We start from the raw sequence: 21,842 nt of genomic DNA, 5'->3' as shown, positions 1-21,842 counted from the left end.
CCGATCGTCTCCGAAGGACTTGAACCTGACACTGATGTCAACTCCTACCGTACCGGCATGACGAACACCCGGGCGGAGTCCCGCCTCTTCGAAACCGCCCGCCTCGGCACTCTGGACCTGCCCAACCGGCTGGTGATGGCGCCGATGACCCGCAACCGCGCCTCTGCTGACGGCGTACCGCTGCCGATGATGGTCACCCACTACGCGCAGCGCGCCTCGGCCGGCCTGATCATCGCCGAGGCCGCCACCCCGAACCGGGTGGGGCAGACCTACCCGAACATCACCGCGATCCACAGCCGGGACCAGGTGGCCGGCTGGCGCCGGGTGACCGAGGCGGTGCACGCGGCGGGCGGCCGGATGTTCCTGCAGCTCCAGCACGGCGGCCGGGTCGGCCACCCGGACACCAGCGGGCTGACACCGGTCGCGCCCTCGCCCGTCGCCCTGCCCGAGACCGTCTTCACGCCCACCGGCCACCAGCCCGCCGTGGTGCCGCGCGAGCTGACGGTCGAGGAGATCCGGTCCACCGTGGCCGACTTCGCCGCCGCCGCCCGCAACGCGGTGGAGGCGGGCTTCGCCGGGGTGGAGGTGCACGCGGGCAACGGCCACCTGCTGCACCAGTTCCTGGCGCAGAACACCAACCGCCGCACCGACGCCTACGGCGGCCCGGTCGAGCACCGGATCCGGTTCGCGGTGGAGGTGGTCCGGGCGGTCGCCGAGGCGATCGGCCCCGAGCGGGTGGGGGTGCGGATCGCCCCCGGCGCCAGGTTCAACGGCATCGAGGAGAGCGACACCGAGCAGCTCTACCCGCCCCTGGTCACCGCACTGGCCGAGCTCGCCCCGGCCTACCTGCACCTGGTCTTCGCCGACCCGGAGCAGCCGCTGTTCCGGCGAATCCGCGAGCTCTGGCCGACCGCCCTGGTCGCCAACCCGGCGCTGGGCTGGGGCGATCCGCTGCCCGCCGACGGCGGCCGGCTCAAGGGCGAGCAGCTGCTGGCCGCCGGGGCCGACCTAATCGCGCTCGGTCGCCCCTTCCTGGCCAACCCCGACCTGGTCGAGCGCCTGCGCACCGGCGCCCCGGTCAACCAGGTGCAGGACGGCGCCCTGATGTACGTCGGCGGCGAGGCCGGGTACAACGACTACCCCGTCCTGGTCGCCGTTCCCGCCGCACAGGCCCTAGGCTCGACCTGACTGACGGTCATCACATCCGGGGAGCCGCACCGTGCGCGTCAAGGACTTCGATCACCTGGTGCTGAACGTGCGGGACGTCGAGCGCGCCCTGGAGTTCTACTGCGGCCCGCTCGGCCTGGAACCGGTCCGGGTCGAGGAGTGGCGGGCCGGGAAGGTCCCGTTCCCCTCGGTCCGGATCAACGCGAACAGCATCATCGACCTGCTCGCCCGCGAGCGCGGCGAGTCCAACGTCGACCACTTCTGCCTGGTCGTCGACCCGCTGGACTGGCAGCAGGTGATCGACTCCGGCGCCCTCACCGTGCTGGAGGGCCCGGTCGGCCGGTACGGCGCCCGGGGCAGCGCCCAGTCGGTCTACGTCCAGGACCCGGACGGCAACGTGATCGAGCTGCGCTGGTATCCGCAGGACGCCCGGGACCAGGACGACAGGCCCTAGGACTCAGCCGGGCAGCAGCACCGACTGGGGGTCGTTCAGGTACGGCGCCCAGGCCAGCTCCGCCGCGCCGGCCAGCCCGCCGTGGGTCACCCCGGCGGGCACGATCGGCACCCGGCCGCTGCGGCCCCAGAGACAGCGCTCGGCGACCACCGAGGCCAGCCGGTCCGGCGCGGCGTCGAGCAGGTAGCGGTGCAGGCCGCTGAGCACGATCCGGTCGGGGTTGAGGATGTTGACCATCCCGGCCAGGCCGAGGCCGAGGCGGTCCACCAGGTGGTCGACCGCGGCCCGGGCCACCGGGTCGGTGGCGGCGGACCGGGCCAGTTCGCGGGCCTGGACCAGCAGCGGGCGGCCCGAGTCGGGGGTACGGCCGGCGGCGGCGAACAGGGCGTCCGGGTCGGTCTCGGAGTTGAGGCAGCCCCGGTTGCCGCACAGGCACGGCCGGCCCTGCGGATCGACCGTCAGATGGCCGACCTCCAGCGCGAGTCCGGCACTGCCGGTGTGCAGCCGGCCGTCGATCACCAGTGCCCCGCCGACGCCCCGGTGGCCCGAGGTGACCAGCAGGACCTGCCGGGCGCCCCGGCCCGCGCCGTGCCGGTGCTCGGCCAGCGCGGCCAGGTTGGCGTCGTTGGCGACCGCGCTCGGGAAGGGGTACCAGGCCCGGGGGCCCTGGTCGGCCTTGCGGACCTCCTCGGCGAACAGGTCGGCCACCGGCGTACCGCTCGGCCAGGCGAAGTGCAGCGCCACCAGCGCGGTGCCGTCCGGCTCGGTGACCGGGTTGGGCAGGGCGAGCGCGGTGCCCAGGCAGACCCGGGCGCTGGCGCGGGCGAGTTCGGCCCCGGCCTCGGCCACGGCGCGCAGCATCCGGACCGGGCCGGTGACGTCGGGCAGCGGCAGGTGGACCGGCGGTTCGAGCTGGCCGCCGAGCCCGGCCAGCGCGACGCTCAGTCCGTCCGCGTGGATCTGGGCCGCGATCACCACCGGGCCCGCGGGGTTGACGGCCAGCCGGTGCGAGGGGCGGCCGCGGCCGCCCCCGGCCGGGCTGGAGTCCACGGTGATCAGCCCCAGCGCCTCCAGCTCGGCACTGACCGCGCCGGCTGTGGCCCTGGTCACCTCCAGCGCGCTGGTGAGCGCGGACCGGGTCGGGGCCTGTCCGGTGTGCACCAGCGCGAGCGCCGGGCCGAGCAGGGTGCGTCCCCGGTCGGGCGCGGCGCGGCGGGCGTGGGCGCCGTTGCCGTCGGGGGAGGTCAGCCGCGGGAGTGCGGCCGAGAGCGCGGATTCGGCGCGGCGGCGGTCCTCGCCGGGCTGATGCGGACTTGAAGGTGTGTGCGGCACTCCCCTATTCTGCTTTTGTGCCGCTACTAAACAAAACCAGTGTCCGTTCAGCAGCCCACAAGACCCCGGCCGTCCCCGGGCCCGCGCCCGTCTGGACCGCCGCCCGGATCGCCCTGACCGCCTTCTTCGCCGTCGACGGCTTCCTGTTCGCCGCCTGGGTGGTCCGCATCCCCGACATCCGGGCCCAGGTCGGGGCCTCGCACAGCGCGCTCGGCCTGGCCCTGCTCTGCCTCTCGGCCGGAGCGGTGGCCACCATGCCGGTGATCGGCCGGCTCTGCGTCAGGTACGGCAGCCGCCCGGTCACCGTCTGCTCACTGGCCGCGCTCAGCCTCGCCGTCCTGCTGCCCGCGCACACCGCCTCGGTGCCCACCCTGGGCGCCGCCCTGCTGCTCTTCGGCGCGGGCTACGGCGCCGCCAACGTCAGTATGAACAGTGCCGCCGTGGACCTGGTGGTCGAGCTCCGGCGCCCGGTCATGTCCAGCTTCCACGCAGGTTACAGCCTCGGCGGGCTGCTCGGCGCCGCCGTCGGCGGCCTGCTCGCGGGCACCCTGACCACGGCCTGGGCGCTCACCCTGAGCGGCGCGCTCGGCCTGCTGGTCACCGCGGTCGCGGGCACCGCCCTGCTCCGGGCACCCGCCGCCGCCACCGCCCCGGCCGCCCCGGCCGCCGCCGAGCGGCCCGCCGCCCGCCGCCCCGCCCGGCACGCGGGCCTGCTGGTGGTGCTGCTCGGCCTGGTCGCCCTCTGCGACGCTTACGGCGAGGGCGCGCTGGCCGACTGGGCCACCCTGCACCTGACCGACGACGTGCACGCGAGTGCCGGTCTGGCCGCCACCGGCTACGCCGCGTACGCCTTCGCGATGACGGCCGGCCGGCTCGGCGGCACCTGGCTCTCCGTCCGGGCCGGGCAGACCAGGGTGATGTTCTTCGGCGGGATGACCGCCTGCGCCGGGATGCTGGTCGCCGCGCTCTCCCCGGCCGTGCCGCTGGTGCTGTTCGGCTTCGTCCTGGTCGGCCTCGGCCTGGCCAACATCTTCCCGCTCGCCATCGCCGCCGCGGGCACGGCGGGCGGCCCGCGCGGCGTCGCCACCGCCTCCACCCTCGGCTACGCGGGCATGCTGGTCGGTCCCCCGGTGATCGGCTTCCTGGCCGACGCCACCACGCTCCCGCTCGCCCTCACCACGGTGGCGGCCGCGGCCGCCCTGTCCGCCCTGCTCTCGCTGGCCGTCCGGCCCCGGCCCGCCGCCGCGTGAGCTGACCGCCGGTCAGCTCCGGTCGATCCGGAAGGACTCCATCTCGGTGCCGTACCAGCGGTCGGTCCGGCCCGTGGCGGTCATCCCGAGCCGTCGGCAGACCGCCAGCGACGGTTCGTTGTCCGGCCGGACCACGGCGAGGACCTGCGCCAGCCCGTCGCCGAACCCCTTGGCCAGCGCACCCCGGGCCGCCTCGGTGGCGAAGCCGTGGCCCCAGCTGTCCGGGTGCAGGTGCCAGCCGACCTCCACCTCGCCGTCCCCGTCCGGCAGCGGCATCAGCAGGACGGAGCCCACCACCGTGCCGGTGTCCCGCCGCTGCGCCGCCCACACCCCGTACCGGGGATCGGCCGAGCGGGCCCGGCAGCGCTCCACCAGCGCCGCCGCCTCGTCCGGCGTCTCCAGCGCCCGGGGCGTGCTGCCCAGCCAGCGGGCCACCTCCCAGCGGGAGTAGATGTCGAACGCGCGCTCCTGGTCGGCCTGCTCCCACAGCCGCACGATCAGCCGGTCGGTCTCGAACACGGTGGTCTCCGTTTCTGGCCCTGCCCACGATGACGGTCCTGCCCAACGGACCGTCATGCTGCCGGATCGGGCCGCCCGGTGCGCGGGAATTGCGGTCAGGAGACCAGGACGAAGTCCCGGACCAGCCCGACGAACTCGGCCTCCCGCTCGAAGAACGCCACGTGCCCGGCGTCGAGTTCGGCGTAGCTGCTGCCGGCCAGGGCCGCGTGCAGGGCCCGGCTGTGCTCGACCGGGACGGTGGCGTCCTGGGTGCAGCCGATCACCAGGGTCGGGGCGGTGATCCGGGGCAGCAGCGCGCGGATGTCGATCCGGGTGTCCAGGTCGACGTGGCGCAGCGTGCCCGGGGTGGCGGGCAGGTTGGGGATCAGCAGCTCGACCTGCTCGCGGCCGATGCCGTTCAGGAAGCCGCGGCTGAAGCCGGTCATGGTCACGTGTCGACCGAAGGCGTCGGAGTCGTGGCCGCCGAGGGTCTGCCAGAGCGTGAAAAGGTTCCGCAGGTACTCGTCGCCGCCGGTGTGCGCCCAGCCCGCCACCAGGATCAGCCGCTGCACCAGGTCGGGGCGCAGGGCGGCGACGGCGGCGGCGACCGGCGCGCCCATCGAGAAGCCGAGCAGGTCGACCGGGCCGCGTCCGGCGTGCTCGATCACGGCGATCACCTGGGCGGCCAGGCCCTCGACGGTCAGCGGGGCGCCGCTGTCGGTGGTGCGGCCGGCGCCGGACAGGTCGGGGGTGATCACGGTGTGGGCGCCGGTGAAGTGCGGCACGGTCGAGCCCCAGTTGACGGCGGCGCCGCCGGAGCCGGTGCCGTGCACCAGCACCAGGGCGGGGCCGCTACCGGCGATGTCGTAGTGGACCTGGGCGTCGGCGACGGGGACGACGGGCATGGTGGGCTCCTCGGGTCGGGGGTGATCTGTTCGACGGGGACGACTCTGCCGCCGCTCGGAGCCGGCCGGGAGAGCAGCGCTTACCCTGGGACCACCGATCCCAGGCTCTCGGAGCCGGTCCGACCAGCGAGGCGAGCAGATGACGACGGTTCAGGTACTCCGCGCCGACCGGCGGGCCGCCACCCCCTGGCTGAACGGCGGCGGCATCACCCGCGAGGTCGCCGGGCACCCGGCCGGGGCGGGGCTGGCGGACTTCCACTGGCGGGTCAGCCTGGCGGACGTGGCCCAGGGCGGCCCGTTCTCCCGCTTCGAGGGCGTCGACCGGGTGATCACCGTGGTCGAGGGCGCCGGGATGGCCCTCACCGTGGCCGGGGCCGAGCACCGGCTGGACGCGCCGTACCGCCCGTTCGCCTTCCCCGGTGACGCCGAGACCGGCTGCGAGCTGCTCGGCGGCCCGGTGGTGGACTTCAACGTGATGACCCGCCGGGGCCGGGCCGCCGCCGTGGTCGAGGTCGCCGACTTCCAACGCACCGTCACCGTCCCGCCGGATGCGGTGGTGCTGCTGGTCTGCCTCGCGGGCAGCGCCGAACTCGACCTGGCGGACGTGCGGTTGGACCGCTACGACGCCGCCCTGCTGACCGGCCCGGCCACGGACCTGCTCCGGGTGGACGGCGTCGCGGCGGTGGTGACGATCCAGCAGCAGGCCTGAGCCCGCCCGGGCGCTGCGGCCGTCACCGGGCGGTCCGCCCGCGCCCGACATGGTCTGGACCTTTCCGGGGGTGCGGTCGCAGACTGCTGCCGTGAGCATCGACTTTCCCGTACACCGGCTGATGGTGCCCGAGCCGCACCTGCTGCCGTTCGCGATCGGGTCGTTCGACACCATCGGCGAGATGTCCCGGGCCGGATTCCCGCACCGGCACTCGTTCTTCGAGATCGTGCACGTGACCGGCGGGCGCGGTACGCACGTGCTGGATCTGGAGCATTGGCCGCTGGATCCGCCGCACCTGTGCGTGATCGCGCCGGGGCAGGTGCACTACTGGGACGAGGTGGACGGCCTCACCGGGCAGGTGCTGATCTTCAACGAGGACTTCCTGCTCTCCCCCGCCGAGGACGGCGCCGCGCTGCGCACGCTGGCGAGCCGTCCCTGGCTGCGGCTGGGCGGTGCGGACCGGGAGCTGCCCGAGCTGCTGGGCGAGTTGGACCGGGAGTACCGGTCGCTGGCCCCCGGGTACCCGGGGGTGCTCCGTTCGTACCTGCACATCCTGATCGTCCGGGCGCTGCGCGCCTCGGCCCCCGGTGCCGATGCCGCCGCCCCCGGCCGGGCGGAGGAACTGGCGGCCGCGTTCCGGAAGTTGATCGCCGTACCGGGCCGCTCGGTGGCGGACTGCGCCCGGCAGCTCGGCGTCTCGCCCGGCCATCTGCACACCCTGGTCAAGCAGGCCACCGGCCGCACGCCCGGCCATCTGATCCGGCAGCAGCAGACCATGACGGCCAAACTCCTGCTGGCCAGAACGGATCTGACGGTGCGCCAGATCGCCCGGGAGGCCGGGTTCGGTGACCCGGCCTACTTCTCCCGCTTCTTCCGGCGGGAGACCGGCATGACGCCGGGGGAGTTCCGCGACGGCACCGGAGGAAATCACCACGATCCCCGGCTGGAGTCCATCGCCGGGCTCCCGGACGGCCCGTAGGTTCACAGCTGGCCGCCGCGTCACTGCAGGCGAGCCGCTGTCATGAGCCCCTCATGACCCCGTCATGGCCATTCCCCCACGGTGGCCATGCCCGTCACCCGTCCCCAGGAGACGCCCATGTCCGCACAGGACGAACCCCAGGCTCCCGAGCGCCTGTTGAGCCGCAAGACCCTGCTGAAGGCGGTCGCCGCGGCCGGCGCCGCGCCGCTGCTGATCGGCGCCGGCACCGCGCTCGCCCGCGACCGGCAGGGCACCGGCCTGGCCCCCGAGCTCACCCCGGACTGCGACGACGGCGACGAGCCCACCGTCCCGCAGACCGAGGGCCCGTACTTCAAGCCCAACTCCCCGCTGCGCACCTCGCTGGTGACGGCGAGCACCCCGGGCACCCGGCTCACCGTCAGCGGGTACGTCTTCGGCTCGGCCTGCCTGCCGATCGCCAACGTGCTGCTGGACTTCTGGCAGGCCGACACCAACGGCTCCTACGACAACACCGGCTTCGCCTTCCGGGGCCACCAGTTCACCAACGCCCAGGGCGCGTTCACCCTGAGCACGATCGTGCCCGGCCTCTACCCGGGGCGCACCCGGCACATCCACGTGAAGGTCCAGGCCCCCAACCGGCCGGTGCTCACCACCCAGCTCTACTTCCCGAACGAGCCCCGCAACAACACCGACACCATCTTCGACGCCCGGCTGCTGATGGACGTGCGGCAGATCGGCACCGGCAAGGAGGGCAGCTTCGACTTCGTCCTGAACGTCCCCCAGACCCCGAACCCGAGCCCGTCCCCCACCGCCAGCCCGACCGCCAGCCCCACCGCGACGCCCACCCCGACGCCCACCCCCACCGGCGGCACCTGGGCGGCCGGCACCGCCTACCGGGCCGGTGACCGAGTCACCTACGGCGGCGCTTCGTACCAGTGCCTCCAGGCCCACACCGCCATGACCGGCTGGGAGCCGCCGAACGTGCCTGCACTCTGGCGCCGGCTCTAGCGCCCGCTGCTCCCCGGTGCGGTCACGGCCCGCACCGGGGAGCGCGACCTGCGGGGAAACTGTTTGCCCGCTGACCGTTCTGCCGCGATGATGCCGTTATGTCGCGCACCTTCGAGGACCTCGTCGCCGAGGCCGAATCCGTCTCCGTCGACGGCTGGGACTTCTCCTGGCTGGACGGCCGGGCCACCGAGCAGCGCCCCTCCTGGGGGTACCAGCGCACCGTGGGTGCCCGGCTGGCCGGGGTCTCCGCCGCACTGGACATCCAGACCGGCGGTGGTGAAGTCCTCGCCGGGGCCGGGGCGTTCCCGCCCGTGATGGCCGCGACCGAGTCCTGGCCGCCGAACGTGGCGAAGGCGACCGCGCTGCTGCACCCGCTCGGCGCGGTGGTGGTGGCGGCCCCGGACGAGCCGCCGCTGCCGTTCGCGGACGCCGCCTTCGACCTGGTGACCAGTCGTCACCCGGTGCGGCCGTACTGGACCGAGATCCACCGGGTGCTCCGGCCCGGCGGCAGCTACCTGGCCCAACACGTCGGCCCGGCCAGCGTGTTCGAGCTGGTGGAGTACTTCCTCGGCCCGCTGCCCGCCGAGGTGCACCGGGGCCGGCACCCGGAGGACGAGTGCAGGGAGGCCGAGGCGGCCGGGCTGGAGATCGTGGACCTCCGGCACGAGCGGCTGCGGACGGAGTTCCTCGACATCGGCGCGGTGGTCTACTTCCTCCGCAAGGTGATCTGGATGGTCCCCGGCTTCACCGTCGAGCAGTACCGCGACCGGCTGCGCGAGCTGGACGCGCTGATCCGGGCCGAGGGGCCGTTCGTGGCCCACTCCGCCCGCGTCCTGATCGAGGCCCGCCGGCCGGTCTGAGCTACTCGCCCTCGCCCGGCAGCCGCAGGTCCCAGCCGATCAGCGCGCGGAGCTGATCGGCGGTCAGGTCGCCCGGCAGCGCGGTCGGCGGCTCGTGCCGGAACGGCGGTTGCCAGCCCTCGGGTTCGGACCAGCTGCGCACCACCTTCGCCGGGGCGCCCGCGACCACGCTGTGGTCCGGCACCTCGCCGCGCACCACCGACCCGGCCGCGACCACCACGTTCCGCCCCAGCCGGGCGCCGGGGAGGATCACCGCACCGGTGCCGATCCAGCTGCCCGCGCCGATCTCCACCGGTTCGTTGCGCGGCCACTGCTTGCCGATCGGCAGCCCGGTGTCGTGGTACGAGTGCGCGGTGTCGGTGATGTAGACGTACGGCCCGGTCCAGACGTCGTCCGCGAGCGTGATCGACTGGTGGCCGACGATGTGCGTCCCCCGGCCGAGCACGCAGCCGCCGCCGATCCGCACGATCGGCTCGTCCCCCAGGTCCAGCCCGGGCACGAAGCCGGCCGAGATGGTGACCCGCTCGCCGATGATGGAGAACGGGCCGATGGTGATCCACTGCTCGTTGAAGACCGCGCCGAGCGGGAAGGCCAGCTTGGTGCCGTCGCCCAACTCGCGGAACCGGTACGGCCCCGGGTTCTGGTTCGACACCGCTCCGGCCTGCTGCACCCAGGCCCAGCCCCGGTGCACCAGCCGACCGGCGGCCCTGCGGCCTCGGGCGCGGACGGCGGCGAGCAGGGTACTGGCGTTCGGCATGTCCCCCACGCTAGCGGTACCGACCGGCCGGTAACACCGGACGGGAGCAAGGTCACACCCGCCCGGGCCGGCCGGAGGCAGGGGTCAGGAAACCAAGGGTCAGGGCCGGGGTGCCTTCACCCCGTGCACGGCGGTGTACTCGGCCGCCAGCCAGGGGCCGAGGTCCTCCGTGAACATCCGCCGCAGCTCCGGATCGCCGGTCGGGTCGAGCGCGACCCGCGCGGCGGTGCGCAGCTGCCCGGCCCGCTCGGGGTAGTAGCCCCCGGCGATCTCGGCGGAGGCGGTCAGGTCGCTGGTCCACCCGCCCCACCGGGGCATCACCAGGGTGAACGCGGTCCTGACGAGCCGTCGGGAGATCCCCCGGTTCAGCGCCCGGGGGTCGGCGGTGCTGGCGCGCCAGCGGGGCAGCGCCAGTGCCAGGTCGCCGTTGGTCTCCCGGGCCAGCAGCGAGGTCGGCCGGTACCGGGGCAGCCGCTCGGCCAGGTCAGGGCCGAGCAGCGGCGTGCACAGGCAGGCCGTGAACCAGCCCAGGTCGTACCGTTCGAGCTCGCCGAGCAGGGTGGCGGTGTCGGCGAGCAGGATGCCGCCCCCGTCGACCACCGGGTGCGCGGCGTCCAGGGCGGCCTCGAGGGCGTCCGCGTCGGCGCGGTCCGCCGGGGTCGGCGGACGGTGCAGGGCGAGCAACAGGTCGAGGTCGGAGCGGCCGGGGCGGGCGGTGCCGCGCGGGATGCTCCCGTACAGGTACGCGCTGTGCAGCCGGTCCGGGCCGAAGGTGTCGGCGATGCCCTGCCGAGCCGCCTCGACCAAGGGGCCGAACAGCGCTGGTACGCGGTCGAGGGAGCCCTCGCGCGCGATGAAACCCTGCTGGTCCAGCCCCTTGTCGATCATGCTCGCAACCGTACTACTCCGCCCAGGGGGCCGGTCGGCGCTCCAGGAACGCCCGCATGCCCTGCTGGGCCTCGGCCGAGCCGAACAGCCGGGCGGACTGGGCCACCCGCTCGTCCGCGTCCCGCTCGAAACTGGCCACCACCTCGGCGTTGGCCAGCTTCTTCGACTCGGCCAGGCCCTGCGGCGAGCCCAGCCGGATCGCGTCCAGCAGCAGCTTCGCGGCGGCTGACGGGTCGTCGGCGGCCTCGGTGACCAGACCGATCCTGGCCGCCTCGGCGGCGTCGAAGGTCTCGCCGGTGAGGTAGTACCGGGAGGCCGCGCGCGGGTCCAGCTTGGGGCGCAGCGGCAGCGAGATCACGGCGGGCGCCAGACCGAGCCTGACCTCGGTGAACGCGAAGGTGGAGAGCGGCCCGGCCACCACCAGGTCGGCGGCGCCCAGCAGGCCCAGCCCGCCGGCCCGGACGTGGCCGTTCACCAGCGCGACCACCGGCTTCGGGCAGTCCACGATCGCCCGCTGGAGGTCGACCAGCCCGCGCGGGCCCACGGTCGGGTCGGCCCCGGTCGCCTCGGAGAGGTCGGCCCCGGCGCAGAACACCTTCCCGGTGTGCCCGAGCACCACCGCCCGCACGGCGGGGTCGGCCGCCGCCTCGGCCAGACCCCGCGTCAACTCGGCCATCAGCCGGGTCGACAGGGCGTTCCGGTTGTGCGGGGAGTCCAGCTCCAGGGTGGTCACGGCATCGACGGTGCTGACGCGGACGAAAGGTACCTCGCGGGTCATCGCGCTGCTCCTGCTTTCCGGCTGAGGGTGGGTCGGACCGGTCCGGTGGGACCGTCCGGACAGGACTCTGACATGCCCACCCGCCTCCCGGCCAGAGGCCCGCCCCACCACCCGTCGGCCGGGAATCCGGTTGGCCGGGCCCGGGCGGGTGCGGCAGCATCGGGGCCCATGTCCACCGACCGACTCCTCCTGCTCGCACCCCGGATCAACGAGACCGGGCTGCAACTGCTCACCGCCGCCCGTTCCCGCGGCCTGTCCGCCCGCACCGCGACTGCCTGGCGGGCACCGGCCGACGCACCTCCGCTGGTGCACCTGTACGGCGGGCCGCTGTTCGCCGACGCGGTCGGGCGGGAGCTGGGCCTGGCCGCACTGGAGGAGCTGCCCGGCTGGCTGGCCGGGCTGCCGCCCGAGCTGACCCGCCGTTCGATCGAGCTGCTCACCCTGGCCGAGGCCCGGGGCCTGCGCCGCCCGGCCTTCTGCAAGCCGCCCTCGGACAAGCTGTTCGCGGCCCGGGTGTACCCGGACGGCTCCGGCCTGCCCGGCCCCGACGCCCTGCCGGACGACACGGCGGTGCTGGTCAGCGAGGTGGTGACGTTCCGTCGGGAGTACCGACTGTTCGTGCTCGACGGCCGGGTGCGGACCGGCAGCCGGTACGCGCTGGACGGCGACCTCGACGTGGCACCGCTCGACCGGGACCCGCTGCACCGGGAGGTGGCCGCGTTCGCCGCCGAGGTGCTGACGGCCTGCGCGGCCGGGCTGCCGAGCGCGGTGGTGGTCGACGTCGGCCTGCTCGCGGACGGCCGCTGGGCCGTGGTGGAGGCCAACCCGGCCTGGGCCAGTGGCGGTTACGCCTGCGAGCCGGACGCGGTGCTGGACGTGGTGCTCCGGGCGGCCGGTCCGCTCACCGAGCTCCGCCCGACGGACCGGCCGTACTGCCGGGAGCTCCCGGTCGTCACGGGGTGACCGTGGTGACCGGGGCGGCCGGCCTGGTGCGCTGGGCCCAGCGGACGGTGGGCGGCATCGCGACGGCGGCGGCCAGCATCACCGCGCCGAGCAGGATCCACCCGGCCAGGCCGTTGGTGATCACCACCGTGGTGACCAGGACCGGCCCGAGCATCAGGGCCGCCGCCATGCCGGAGTTGAACACCCCCTGGTACGAGCCGTGGTGGCCCTCTCCCGCCAGGTCGTAGCTGAGCGCCCAGCCGGCCGCCTGGCAGGAGATCTCGCTGAGCGTCTGGCACGCCACCCCCGCCACCAGCAGCACGGCGGCCAGCCAGCCGGGCAGGCCGTGGGCCAGGCCGATCAGCAGGCAGGCGGCGGCGATCATCAGGCCGCCCCGGCGGAAGATCCGGGCGGCGGCGGCCGGTTCCTCGGTGCCCCGGGTGGCGCGCACCTGGAGCGCCACCACCAGCACGGTGTTGACGATCAGTGAGACCGCGACCAGCACCCGGGGCGCCTCGGTGTGCTCCACCACCCAGAGCGGGACGCCCACCTCCAGCATCGAGAACTGGAGCCCCAGCAGCCCGTTCAGCACGGTGACGGCGAGGAAGGGGCGGTTGCGCAGCGCGGGGTTCCCGGCCCGCTCGCCCGGCACCTCCACGAGATCGGTCCCGCTCTTCTCGTGATCAGCATTCCGGTGCTACTCGTTCTGGTCGTCCGAGGTGCGGACTTCCACCGGGCGGCCGCCTTCAGGCGGGAGATGCGCTGGTTCGCGCAGGCCGCGACACGGTACCTCGCCGTCTGCTCCACGCCGCTGCTCCTGCTGCTCCAGGGGGCCCCGCTCTTCGGTCCGGACCACTTCGGTGCACTGGAGCTGCCTGGCGTCTTCATACTCTGGACCGCAGGTCCTGTGCTCGTGGTCCTCCTCCTGATGTCCCGCCGAGCCGCCACGGGCAAGAGCGTGCAGGTGGTCGTGGCGGTACTGATCAACGCCCTCCCGGCGCTGCTCCTTGTCGCCGGCTCCGCACCGATCGTGCTCTTCATCCTTCTGCAGGCGGCCTACGCCATCCTCTTGATGCCCGACGCAGCCAGCTCAGACGGCGCTCTCCCACGGCACGCCGACAGGGTGGTGGGCTGGTGAGCCCAGTAGTGGGTGGCCAACGCCGCCCGACGGACCTACATCGCAACCTTCAGGTGGGGTGACTACGTCTCACCTTGACGGATGTAATACGACACACTGAGCAACCGCTCAGTGTGGCTTGAACGGCGGCCAGAGCAGCGGGCGCTACGGCGCCGGTGCCGTAGCGGGCGGCGGCCTTGTCCAGGACCGGCTCCAGCGTGCGCGCGGCCTCGGCGGCGGCGTCGAAGGTCAGCTGCACCCCGTGGGCAGCTGTCACGGTGGCCAAGCCGCCGGCCCGGGCGGTGACCGCGCGGATCCGGGCCCGCTCCAGGCCCAGCACACCGAAGAGCGAGTAGAGCGCTTCGCGCAGGGCCGGGCTGTGGCCGGTTGCCTCCGGCAGCGTCCTGGACCTGGTAGTGGAGGAACGGTCCGCATAGGTGACCTGCAGCTCGACGGCGCGGGCGCTCTGCCCGGCGGCGCGCAGCCGGGTGCCGAGGTCGAGGGCGAGGTCCAGGAGGGCGCGGCGGATCTCGGCGGGGTCGAGGACGTCGCGGTCGAAGCGGCGGCTAGAGCTGATGGTGGCCGGCGGGCCGGCCGGGGTGACGGTGCGGCGGTCGGTGCCGTTGGCCCGCTCGGCGAGCAGACGGCCGATGCTGGCCCCGGCGATGCGTTGCACGGTGGCCACCGGGATGGCGGCGAGTTCGCCGATGGTGTCGATTCCGTACCGACGGACCTTCTTCTCCAGGGCGGGGCCGACACCGGGGAGCAGCCGGATGTCCTGGGTGTGGAGGAAGGCCAGGGCGGTGGCCGGGTCGTCGGGCAGGAGCTGGACGGTGCCGGGGCGGGCGGTGTAGGCGGCGAGGGCGGCCATGAGCCGGCTGTTGCCGAGGCCGCCGGTGGTGACCAGGCCGAAGCGGGCGGCGATCCGGGTCTGCAGTAGATCGGCCAGCTCGGCCGGACTCTGGCCGAAGTACTTGACCGCGCCTGCGAGTTGGAGGATGGCGCTGTCGGGCGGGAGGGCTTGGACGACGGGGGTGATGTCGGCGAGGACCCCGAAGAGCTGCCGGTAGACGTCGAAGGTCGGCTGGTGGCAGCGCAGGTGAAGGACCGTCACGGCGGTGGAGGTGCCGGTCATCCCGCCGCACCTTGCGAAGCGTGCCACATCCGGCCGGCGCCGCCCGGCCTGCCGGGGCGCGGGTTCTCGCGGCCGTCGTCATGGTGCTGCTCGGGTGCGGCTGGTCCGGGGGTGGCGAGGAGGGCGCGGACGGCCGCCGTGCCGCCCTCGGCGCGGACCCGGGCGAGCTCGGCGAGGTCCCAGGCCCGGTGCCCGACCACCGAGAGGGAGCGTCCGCGGTGCTGGAGCTGTCCTCGCGTTACCAGCAGCCAGGAGTGGAAGAGGGTGTGCGCGCTCGCCTCGGCGTCGGGCCCGGAAAAGAACGCGAGGTCGACCGGGAGGCCGCCCGCTCCGTCGTCCAGCGTGACGAAGATCGTGCGCCGGTTGTTCTTCTGCGGCGGGGTCTGGATCGCCACTTTCGCCCCGGCGACCAGCACCACCTCCCCCGCTTGGACGTCGCGCAGCGCGGTGGAGGGGGTGACGCCGAGTTCGGCCAGCAGCGCGTGGTGCTCGGCCATCAGGTGCTTGCTGGCGTCCAGGCCGATGACCTCCAGCTCGGCGTCCAGTTCCTGACGGGCGGTCATGGCGGGCAGGCCGGTCGGTGCGGAGGACTCGGCCGGGGCGGGCAGGGCGAGCTGGTCCGGCACGGCGGTCGTGCGGCGGCCGTGGTGGAGCTCGTCCAGGAGCAGCAGCAGGTCCCGGCGCGGTCGGCTGCCGCCGGGCACGGCGGCCAGGGCGCCGATCCTGGCCAGGTTCTGGGCGGTGGGCAGCGAAGGGCGGGCCCGCTCCCACAGGTCCGGGACCGAGGTGAACGGGCGGGCGGCGGTGATCCGGCTGATCTCCTCGGCGGTGATGCCCTTCACTGCGGCGAGGGCGATCCGCAGGCCCTCGCGGCCGTCCGGTCCGGTCTCGACCCGGTAGCCGGCCTCGGAGGTCTCGACGCATACCGGCAGCACCGGCACGCCGTGGCGGCGGGCGTCGGCCAGCAGCAGGCGCAGCGGGTACATGCCGGGCTCGGCTTCCATGATCCCGGCGTAGAAAGCGGGTCCGAAGTGGGCCTTCAGCCAGGCGCTCTGGAGGGTGATGACGGCGAAGGCTGCACTGTGCGAGGCGGGGAATCCGTAGGCTCCCATGCCTCTGAGCTGGTCAAACGTCGTGTCGATGACCTGCTGGTCGTAGCCGGCCACGCCGGCGCGGGTGCGGAACCACGTCTCCAGGGCGGGCAGGCGCTCGGGGCGGCTGAGCGCTCGGCGGGCCTCCTCCCCCATCGCCAGATCGGTCCGGGTCAGCACCGAGATGACCTTCGCGACCTGTTCGTTGAACACGAGCACCCCGAGCGTCGGGGACAAGGCGGGGATGAGGTCGGGGTGCGGGTAGCGCACCGGCTGGCGGCCGTGCCGGGCGGCCAGCCACGGCCTGATCATGTCGGCGGCGACCGGGCCCGGCCTGAAAAGTGCCAGCTGGACGATCAGGTCCAGGAAGGACTTCGGCTGGGCGCGGCCCAGCAGGTTCCGCTGGCCGGGACTGTCGATGGAGAACACGCCCAGGGACTCACCCTCGCGAAGCAGGGCGTAGGCGGCCTCGTCGTCCAGCGGCACCTGGTCGGGGTCGTCCAGATCGATCGTGCGGCCGGTGGTGCGTTCGATCTCGGAGAGCGCGTACGACAGGGCCTGCATCGTGCGGTTGCCCAAGATGTCCAATTTCAGGCAGCCCAAATCTTCGACATCGTCTTTGTCGAACACGCTCATGGGCAGGCCCTCCCCGGGGGTGGGGATCACCGGTGTGCGGGCAAGCAGGGAGTTGTCGGACAGGAGCAAGCCGCAGGGGTGCATGGCACTTCCCCTGGGCAGTGCGTCGAGGCCCTCGACCAGGTCCCAGAACCGGTTCCCGTACCGGCCGGCCTGCTCGGCGACCTGGCGCAGCTCCGGGAGCTCGGCCAGCGCCGCCCGGGCGTCCTTGGCCCGGATGTGCGGGAACGCCTTGGCCAGGCGCCCGGCCTCCTCGGGAGCCAGGCCTGTGGCAAGTGAGACGTCCCTGATTGCCCAGCGGACCCGGTAGGTCTCCGGCATCGCCACGGCTGCGACGCGCGAGGTGCCGAAGCGGTCCAGCACCAGGCGGTAGCAGTCGATCCGGCGGTCCGCGGGCACGTCCACGTCGATGTCGGGCAGCGAGCGGCGCCGGAACGACAGGAAACGCTCCATGATCATCAGTCCGTGCTCGAGCGGGTTCACCGCCGAGATGCCCAGCAGGTGCACCACAAGGGACCCGGCGCCGGAACCGCGCGCCGACACCCGCACCCCGGCCGCCTTGAAGTCCTCGACGATCTGACCGACCGTCAAGAAAAATGTCGACCAGCCCAAGCCCGTCGCAACCTCCAGCTCTTCGGCGAGCCTGAGAACGGCCTGCGGATCGCGGTCCATACCGCGCTCGGCCAGCGCCGACTCGCACCGCTCCCGCAGCACCCGGGCGGAGGTGCCCGGCACCAGGCCGAGGCGGTCCTCCTCCGGGAACCGCACACTCTCGATCCCCAAGTCCGAGGCCGCGTCCAAGCGGCACTCGGCCGCCGTGCGGGCCGTCACCGCCAACAGCCGCCGGCCACCGCCAGGGCCCCGCCCGGCCGCCTCGGCGACCTCCTCGGCCAGCTGCGCCATCGCGGCCGGCGGCTTCAGCCACCGCTCGCCGTTGCAGGTGGTGCCGGGCTGGACCGGGCGCAGCAGCCGGGCCGCGTCCAGTACATCGGCGACCGGGCCCTGGCCGGGGTCGGCGTAGCGGACGGCGTTGGTGAGCACCGCCTCCAGGTCGAGGTCGGCGGCAAGTCCCACCGTGCGGGCGGCCAGGCGCAGCGAGCCGGGCCCGGTGCCGGGGCGGCCGAGGTGGACGGCTTCCAGGCGCAGGGCCGGGCCGAGCATCTCCCGCCAGGGGGCGAGGAGTTGGGTAGCGCGGTCAGGGCGGCCGGCGGCCAGGGCCCGGATCGGCTCGGAGCTGGGGCCGAGCAGCACGGTGAGGCCCTCGGTGTGGGCGGCCAGCACCTCCAGCGGCACCACCGGCTGGCCGCCGCCCCGCTCGGCGCGCACCGCCCAGGCCGCGCTGACCAGGGCGCAGATGTTGGCCCAGCCCGCCTTGTCGCGGGCCAGCACGGTGATCCGGGGCGCGGACTCGTCCACGAAGGCCCCGCCCCGAGCCGGGGTCCGGCGCCGCCCGGCCGGGGTGCCCGGCTCGGCCAAGCTGACCGCGAGGTCCGCGCCGAAGAGGGGCCGCACCCCGGCGGCCGCGCACGCCTTCGCGTGCCGGACCACGCCGGAGACGGTGTCCCGGTCCGTCAGCGCGAGCTCGCTGATGCCGCGCTCGGCGGCCCGCTCAGCCAGCGCGGCCGGGAGCGAGGCCCCGTAGCGCACCGAATAGCCCGAGGCGACGTGCAGCTGCGCGACCACCGCGCATCACCTCCGGCCCTTCGGTCAGCCCCCTTCGTCGTCGGCCCGGCTCCCCTCCGGTACGGCCAGCGTAGCCCCTTATTCGTACAACTGTTCCCATGCTCGTCAGAGCGTTACCCCAGGTAGAGCAACCGGAACGCTCCGCCGAACACCCCGCGCGGCATTCGACTGGCTACGACCGGCGCGGCTCCGGACCTGGCGGATCGTCAGCAATGCGGCCAGGATGAGCCGGTGCCCGATCCGACCCCGTACAGCCCCGGCAAGTTCGACGCCGACGCAGCCCTCGCCTCCCTCGCCTTGCTCCGAACCCGCATCGAAGCCGACTCCCCGCAGGCCGCCGCGGCCGCCTGCACCGAGCTGGTCGACGCTTGGACGAGCCGGTTCGGAGAAGGCGGCCTGCGCCTGCTCGCCGCTCAGCTGGTTGAGCAGGCCGTCACCCTGCTGCCCGGCGACCCGGACGGCGCGGCCGACCGGCTCGCCGCCGCCGAGATGAACCAGCTCGGCAGCGACCCAGCGTTCTGACTTCCAACGAGACGGGCGGCCCGGCTTCCTCACCGACCGCGTGCCGGTGGTCCTGGTGCAGCACCGCGGCATCGTGCTCTTCTTCGCCCGGGCTGCGGGCTTCGGGTGCTCCTCCTCGGCCCGCTCGACCGCCGCCTCCAGCAGCGCCATCAGGTCGCCGACCCCGCTGGCCGGCAGCACCTTCGCGGCTGGCGCGTGCGGGGCGGGCAGCCCGGCCGCCTTCGCCTCGACCACCTCGCGCAGCGCCGACGTGTATTCGTCCCGCTCCGCCTCCAGCTCGAACCCCTCGCTGCTCGCATCCATCGACTGCCGGGCCAGCGCCACCTGCTCGGGGCGCAGCTCCGAGGTTGCTGGCGCCACTCCGGTGGTCGGGCGCACTTCGTCGGGCCAGAGCATGGTGGTCATCACGATCACGTCGTCCCGCACTCGCAGCACGGCCAGGGTGTCGCGGGTGCGCAGCGGTGCAGGCGACGGCGACATGGCCGGGCTGCTGGAGCGCCTCATGCAGCAGTGCGCCGGGCCGGCCGCGGCCCGGCCGGCGCCCAGGTAGTACGTGCGGTCGTAGTGGGTGACGTCGACCCGGTCCTCCGGGATAAAGCCCAGCACCCGGATCTCCCGGGAGTCGGGGGTGGGCAGGTCGGCGAGGTCTGCGTCGGTCAGTACCAGGGTGTCGCCCGAGGGGAGCTCGAAGCCGCGGGCGATGTGGCCCTGCGCGACGTCCTGGCCGTCCAGCTCGAACACACGGCGCTGGACGATCAGGTCGTCGTGGACCAGGTGCAGCAAAACGCCGTGGCGCTCGGTCGCGGCGCACACCGAGCACGGGATGGACACCAGCGAGAAGGTGACCATCTTCCTCGCGATCGACTGCGGCACGGGTACCAGCGCCACTCAGCGGCCCTCCGGACCTATGCGACGCGGCGACCCGGCCCCAGACCCATGAAGAACGCGAACGCCGCCGGGGCCCGCGCGATCATCAGCGCGTCCGACTCCGGGTCGCCGCGGGGCTGGTCGTAGCACGGCCACGAGCAGCGGGCCCCGAACTCGTGGGCCAGCATCGGCCGGCCGCAGTTCTCGCACACCACCAACGCCAGCAGGCTCGGGCCGTCAGATACCGGCATCACCACCGCCTCCTGCAGCCCAGTGTGCTCCCCGGCCTCGACCAGGCGACCTCCGCGACGGCCGCTCGGGAGCGGCTGCACAACCGGAACTACAGCGACGCAACCTCGGCCTGGCAGGCCAGAGCAGCAAACCTGGCACTGCGGCCCTCGGGACAGCAACCAGGCTCAAATCAGTACCAGGGCCGCGCAGCTCGACATGCTGGACAACCGCTTCTTCGCCGCGCAGTAAAGTGAGAACATCAAACAGGTCATGCGGCTGTTGGACCACCGGCATACGGTGGCCGAACGGCCGGGTGAACGACAGAGGCCCCTCTCCGCAGGATTGCAGTCCGTACGGTGAAGGGCCCCTGACCTCATGGTTGCTGCGGTACTGGGCGTCTCAGTGTTCACCTGAGGCGCCCTCGCGCTTTCACCCCCAGGTCACCCCAGGAACTCCAGCACGAGCCGGATCGCGTTGATCACCGCGTTGATGATCGCCAGCCAGTCCAGCCCACCGCCGCGACCCTTGCCCTCGGTCGGCCGGCCCCGGTCCTTGCGGTCCGGTTCCCGCCGGTCCGGGCTCTTGGCCCGGTCCTCGCGCTTCGGGTGCGGCATCGGCCACCTCGATCTCCGGGCTCTCGCCCATCGGCTCCCCTCCCCCCGATGGAGAGGGGAAAGTGGCGGCCGACCCAGCGAACAGGTCGACGAACTGAGGTAGCTCTGCAGCTGCGAACGATTCTAGTTGTAGTGACCTCCGCCTAAACCCCACCCGCATGTAGTGATGGGCCCCGCGGAGAGCCCCACCACGCCGACAGCGTCAGCCATTTGCCCTGCTCCCCAGGGCCCTGGCGCAGCAGGCCACCAGCCGTGCCGACGGTCTCCTAGACCGCGGCCACCACCGAACATGACCCCAAAAAGGGGCATCCGGCCTCCAAGTAGATCTCCTCTGAATACGCGTGTTTCAGGACATTCCAACCGGAACCCAGCGGCCACCGCGGCCGGGCAACGGCGGCTCGTCTAAGACGTTGATGATCGCAGGGGTGCCGACGGCCTGTTCTGACTGCTGGAGTGGACCTCGGCAGACCGAGTGCGGGCTCAGCCCCCGCCGGACAGGGGACCGTCGTGTCCGACCGGGACAGGACGAAGCGTCTCGCGGACCAGGGCCACCACCTGGACGGCGGCGAGACGGCTCCCCCGTGAACCGACCGAATAGGCGCGGGAGATCAGCTCGCGCAGGACGGCTACGTGGCGCAGCTCGGCGGGCGCGTGCTGCCAGACCTCGCGGGCGCTCTGCTCCCCCAACTCCCGGAACGCGGCCGAGACCCCCATGATCAGCGCCGTCACCGGCTCGGCCGGCCCCCGCGCGATCCGCCGCAGGTGGTCAATGCCCTCCCGCTCGGGCAGGTCGTACACCGGGCGGGCAGCCAGCGGGCGCAGCAGGGTGAGCATCCCCTCCCACAGCGCGACATCACCCCGCTGCTCCAGCTCGTCAGCCAGCCATCGGCCGGCGGACAGGCTGGCGGTGCGCACCACGTCGTCCACGACGTCCGCCACAAGATCCGCCACGGGCATCTCGCCGGCCGGGCGGGGCTCGGGAGGTCGAGGGTCTTCGCTGTCCATCCGGTGACCGTACCCCGGGTGTCCTGACCGTCCCGTGTCGTGAACGGTCGAAGAAGGTATGCAAGCGAACCGGCGCCCCCGGTCCGCCTACCGTCCGGCCGGCCCGCGGAAGTGCGACCGGGCGGCAGTGACCTTGGTCACGCCGGACTGCCCGAACAGGGCAGATCGGGCGTATGCGCATGATCCATTTCGAGGCCTGCAACGTCGCCATGGCGAGCAGCAACTGACTTCTCGTCAGCTGAAATATCATCAGCCGCATTCACGCGGCTACCTCGACGAAGCCATGCATCATGTGTCTGACCTGCATGTTCATCTGCCTCCCATGGGTAAGCGAATAGATCCGGTTGAGGCCGCAGCTGAGATGAGGAGGGCAGGGTTCGAGCCTCTCGTCCCCTACCCGGGCGTGGGTGTGAAGTGGCTCTGCCGGTGCACCGT

Annotated in this window: 22 protein-coding genes; 9 read left to right on the top strand and 13 right to left on the bottom strand. The window is 73.4% G+C overall.

The window, feature by feature from the left end; translation table 11 throughout:
- Positions 1-57 precede the first annotated feature (57 nt).
- Together ABT118_RS25480 and ABT118_RS25475 are read left to right on the top strand one after the other, a co-directional pair.
- Entirely contained in the window at positions 58-1,188 is a 1,131-nt protein-coding gene (locus tag ABT118_RS25480) for an alkene reductase (RefSeq protein ID WP_350673153.1), read from the top strand.
- 31 nt (positions 1,189-1,219) lie between these two features.
- Positions 1,220-1,621 (top strand): VOC family protein, encoded by a 402-nt coding sequence (locus tag ABT118_RS25475; RefSeq protein WP_350673150.1) that lies wholly within the window; start codon positions 1,220-1,222, stop codon positions 1,619-1,621.
- 3 nt (positions 1,622-1,624) lie between these two features.
- On the opposite strand, the gene ABT118_RS25470 is transcribed toward ABT118_RS25475, so the two are convergent.
- Positions 1,625-2,869: an ROK family protein gene (locus tag ABT118_RS25470; protein ID WP_350673414.1), complete on the bottom strand. Its 1,245-nt coding sequence runs from the start codon at positions 2,867-2,869 to the stop codon at positions 1,625-1,627.
- 101 nt (positions 2,870-2,970) lie between these two features.
- On the opposite strand from ABT118_RS25470, the gene ABT118_RS25465 reads away from it, so the two are divergent.
- Positions 2,971-4,203 carry an MFS transporter gene (locus ABT118_RS25465; protein ID WP_350673148.1) on the top strand — a complete coding sequence of 411 codons (1,233 nt, stop codon included), beginning with the start codon at positions 2,971-2,973 and terminating at the stop codon, positions 4,201-4,203.
- 12 nt (positions 4,204-4,215) lie between these two features.
- On the opposite strand, the gene ABT118_RS25460 is transcribed toward ABT118_RS25465, so the two are convergent.
- Complete coding sequence (locus ABT118_RS25460) at positions 4,216-4,722, bottom strand: GNAT family N-acetyltransferase (protein ID WP_350673145.1); 507 nt, start codon at positions 4,720-4,722, stop codon at positions 4,216-4,218.
- A gap of 95 nt (positions 4,723-4,817) precedes the next feature.
- The gene (locus ABT118_RS25455; RefSeq protein ID WP_350673143.1) at positions 4,818-5,606 is read right to left on the bottom strand and encodes an alpha/beta fold hydrolase; all 789 of its coding nucleotides are present in this window, start codon (positions 5,604-5,606) and stop codon (positions 4,818-4,820) included.
- A 139-nt stretch (positions 5,607-5,745) separates the two neighbouring features.
- On the opposite strand from ABT118_RS25455, the gene ABT118_RS25450 reads away from it, so the two are divergent.
- The 4 genes from ABT118_RS25450 (at position 5,746) to ABT118_RS25435 (ending at position 9,141) form a co-directional block, all read left to right on the top strand.
- On the top strand, positions 5,746-6,315 hold the full coding sequence (locus ABT118_RS25450) for a HutD/Ves family protein (protein WP_350673141.1): 570 nt from the start codon (positions 5,746-5,748) through the stop codon (positions 6,313-6,315).
- Positions 6,316-6,364: 49 nt separating this feature from the next.
- Positions 6,365-7,294: a helix-turn-helix transcriptional regulator gene (locus ABT118_RS25445; RefSeq protein ID WP_502884665.1), complete on the top strand. Its 930-nt coding sequence runs from the start codon at positions 6,365-6,367 to the stop codon at positions 7,292-7,294.
- Positions 7,295-7,411: 117 nt separating this feature from the next.
- Complete coding sequence (locus ABT118_RS25440; RefSeq protein ID WP_350673135.1) at positions 7,412-8,281, top strand: dioxygenase family protein; 870 nt, start codon at positions 7,412-7,414, stop codon at positions 8,279-8,281.
- A gap of 98 nt (positions 8,282-8,379) precedes the next feature.
- Positions 8,380-9,141 carry a class I SAM-dependent methyltransferase gene (locus ABT118_RS25435; protein ID WP_350673131.1) on the top strand — a complete coding sequence of 254 codons (762 nt, stop codon included), beginning with the start codon at positions 8,380-8,382 and terminating at the stop codon, positions 9,139-9,141.
- 1 nt (position 9,142) lies between these two features.
- Here ABT118_RS25435 and ABT118_RS25430 read toward each other — a convergent pair whose 3' ends face one another.
- The 3 genes from ABT118_RS25430 to ABT118_RS25420 all read right to left on the bottom strand — a co-directional run bounded on the left by ABT118_RS25430 (position 9,143) and on the right by ABT118_RS25420 (position 11,564).
- Positions 9,143-9,898 (bottom strand): acyltransferase, encoded by a 756-nt coding sequence (locus ABT118_RS25430; protein ID WP_350673130.1) that lies wholly within the window; start codon positions 9,896-9,898, stop codon positions 9,143-9,145.
- Positions 9,899-9,997: 99 nt separating this feature from the next.
- On the bottom strand, positions 9,998-10,786 hold the full coding sequence (locus tag ABT118_RS25425; protein WP_350673128.1) for a nucleotidyltransferase domain-containing protein: 789 nt from the start codon (positions 10,784-10,786) through the stop codon (positions 9,998-10,000).
- Between the two features lie 13 nt (positions 10,787-10,799).
- A complete protein-coding gene (locus ABT118_RS25420; protein WP_350673126.1) occupies positions 10,800-11,564 on the bottom strand; it encodes an enoyl-CoA hydratase family protein in 765 nt (254 codons plus the stop codon).
- A gap of 168 nt (positions 11,565-11,732) precedes the next feature.
- Between ABT118_RS25420 and ABT118_RS25415 the strand changes: the two genes are divergently transcribed.
- On the top strand, positions 11,733-12,527 hold the full coding sequence (locus ABT118_RS25415; protein WP_350673124.1) for an ATP-grasp domain-containing protein: 795 nt from the start codon (positions 11,733-11,735) through the stop codon (positions 12,525-12,527).
- Here the strand turns inward: ABT118_RS25415 and ABT118_RS25410 are convergent.
- Positions 12,517-13,164, bottom strand: a complete 648-nt coding sequence (locus ABT118_RS25410; protein WP_350673123.1) for an MFS transporter — start codon at positions 13,162-13,164, stop codon at positions 12,517-12,519. The two genes, ABT118_RS25415 and ABT118_RS25410, sit on opposite strands and share 11 nt — an antisense overlap.
- A gap of 21 nt (positions 13,165-13,185) precedes the next feature.
- Here ABT118_RS25410 and ABT118_RS25405 point away from each other — a divergent pair, with 21 nt between their 5' ends.
- Entirely contained in the window at positions 13,186-13,644 is a 459-nt protein-coding gene (locus tag ABT118_RS25405; protein ID WP_350673121.1) for a hypothetical protein, read from the top strand.
- A gap of 49 nt (positions 13,645-13,693) precedes the next feature.
- Here ABT118_RS25405 and ABT118_RS25400 read toward each other — a convergent pair whose 3' ends face one another.
- The 6 genes from ABT118_RS25400 to ABT118_RS25375 all read right to left on the bottom strand — a co-directional run bounded on the left by ABT118_RS25400 (position 13,694) and on the right by ABT118_RS25375 (position 21,407).
- On the bottom strand, positions 13,694-14,758 hold the full coding sequence (locus ABT118_RS25400) for a DNA polymerase Y family protein (RefSeq protein WP_350673119.1): 1,065 nt from the start codon (positions 14,756-14,758) through the stop codon (positions 13,694-13,696).
- Entirely contained in the window at positions 14,755-18,168 is a 3,414-nt protein-coding gene (dnaE, locus tag ABT118_RS25395) for a DNA polymerase III subunit alpha (RefSeq protein ID WP_350673118.1), read from the bottom strand. The genes ABT118_RS25400 and dnaE overlap by 4 nt, the downstream gene beginning before the upstream one ends.
- Before the next feature lie 105 nt (positions 18,169-18,273).
- Complete coding sequence (gene ku / locus ABT118_RS25390) at positions 18,274-19,578, bottom strand: non-homologous end joining protein Ku (protein WP_350673115.1); 1,305 nt, start codon at positions 19,576-19,578, stop codon at positions 18,274-18,276.
- Positions 19,579-19,595: 17 nt separating this feature from the next.
- Complete coding sequence (locus ABT118_RS25385; protein WP_350673112.1) at positions 19,596-19,808, bottom strand: hypothetical protein; 213 nt, start codon at positions 19,806-19,808, stop codon at positions 19,596-19,598.
- 420 nt (positions 19,809-20,228) lie between these two features.
- A complete protein-coding gene (locus ABT118_RS25380; protein WP_350673110.1) occupies positions 20,229-20,402 on the bottom strand; it encodes a hypothetical protein in 174 nt (57 codons plus the stop codon).
- A 480-nt stretch (positions 20,403-20,882) separates the two neighbouring features.
- The gene (locus tag ABT118_RS25375; RefSeq protein ID WP_350673108.1) at positions 20,883-21,407 is read right to left on the bottom strand and encodes a hypothetical protein; all 525 of its coding nucleotides are present in this window, start codon (positions 21,405-21,407) and stop codon (positions 20,883-20,885) included.
- Between the last annotated feature and the right edge of the window lie 435 nt (positions 21,408-21,842).

The organism is Kitasatospora sp. NPDC002040 (assembly GCF_040296785.1).
Lineage (GTDB): Bacteria > Actinomycetota > Actinomycetes > Streptomycetales > Streptomycetaceae > Kitasatospora.
The sequence above is the reverse complement of the archived record's forward strand: the minus strand, read 5'-3'. Positions and strand labels throughout refer to the sequence as shown.

Bases quoted from the DNA above. Each gene is read 5' to 3' on its own strand.
- ABT118_RS25480 (WP_350673153.1), top strand. From the start codon at position 58: ATGACGAACACCCGGGCGGAGTCCCGCCTCTTCGAAACCGCCCGCCTC.
- ABT118_RS25455 (WP_350673143.1), bottom strand. From the start codon at position 5,606: ATGCCCGTCGTCCCCGTCGCCGACGCCCAGGTCCACTACGACATCGCC.
- ABT118_RS25450 (WP_350673141.1), top strand. From the start codon at position 5,746: ATGACGACGGTTCAGGTACTCCGCGCCGACCGGCGGGCCGCCACCCCC.
- ABT118_RS25445 (WP_502884665.1), top strand. From the start codon at position 6,365: ATGGTCTGGACCTTTCCGGGGGTGCGGTCGCAGACTGCTGCCGTGAGC.
- ABT118_RS25440 (WP_350673135.1), top strand. From the start codon at position 7,412: ATGTCCGCACAGGACGAACCCCAGGCTCCCGAGCGCCTGTTGAGCCGC.
- ABT118_RS25435 (WP_350673131.1), top strand. From the start codon at position 8,380: ATGTCGCGCACCTTCGAGGACCTCGTCGCCGAGGCCGAATCCGTCTCC.
- ABT118_RS25430 (WP_350673130.1), bottom strand. From the start codon at position 9,898: ATGCCGAACGCCAGTACCCTGCTCGCCGCCGTCCGCGCCCGAGGCCGC.
- ABT118_RS25425 (WP_350673128.1), bottom strand. From the start codon at position 10,786: ATGATCGACAAGGGGCTGGACCAGCAGGGTTTCATCGCGCGCGAGGGC.
- ABT118_RS25420 (WP_350673126.1), bottom strand. From the start codon at position 11,564: ATGACCCGCGAGGTACCTTTCGTCCGCGTCAGCACCGTCGATGCCGTG.
- ABT118_RS25415 (WP_350673124.1), top strand. From the start codon at position 11,733: ATGTCCACCGACCGACTCCTCCTGCTCGCACCCCGGATCAACGAGACC.
- ABT118_RS25400 (WP_350673119.1), bottom strand. From the start codon at position 14,758: ATGACCGGCACCTCCACCGCCGTGACGGTCCTTCACCTGCGCTGCCAC.
- ABT118_RS25385 (WP_350673112.1), bottom strand. From the start codon at position 19,808: ATGCCGGTATCTGACGGCCCGAGCCTGCTGGCGTTGGTGGTGTGCGAG.
- ABT118_RS25380 (WP_350673110.1), bottom strand. From the start codon at position 20,402: ATGCCGCACCCGAAGCGCGAGGACCGGGCCAAGAGCCCGGACCGGCGG.
- ABT118_RS25375 (WP_350673108.1), bottom strand. From the start codon at position 21,407: ATGGACAGCGAAGACCCTCGACCTCCCGAGCCCCGCCCGGCCGGCGAG.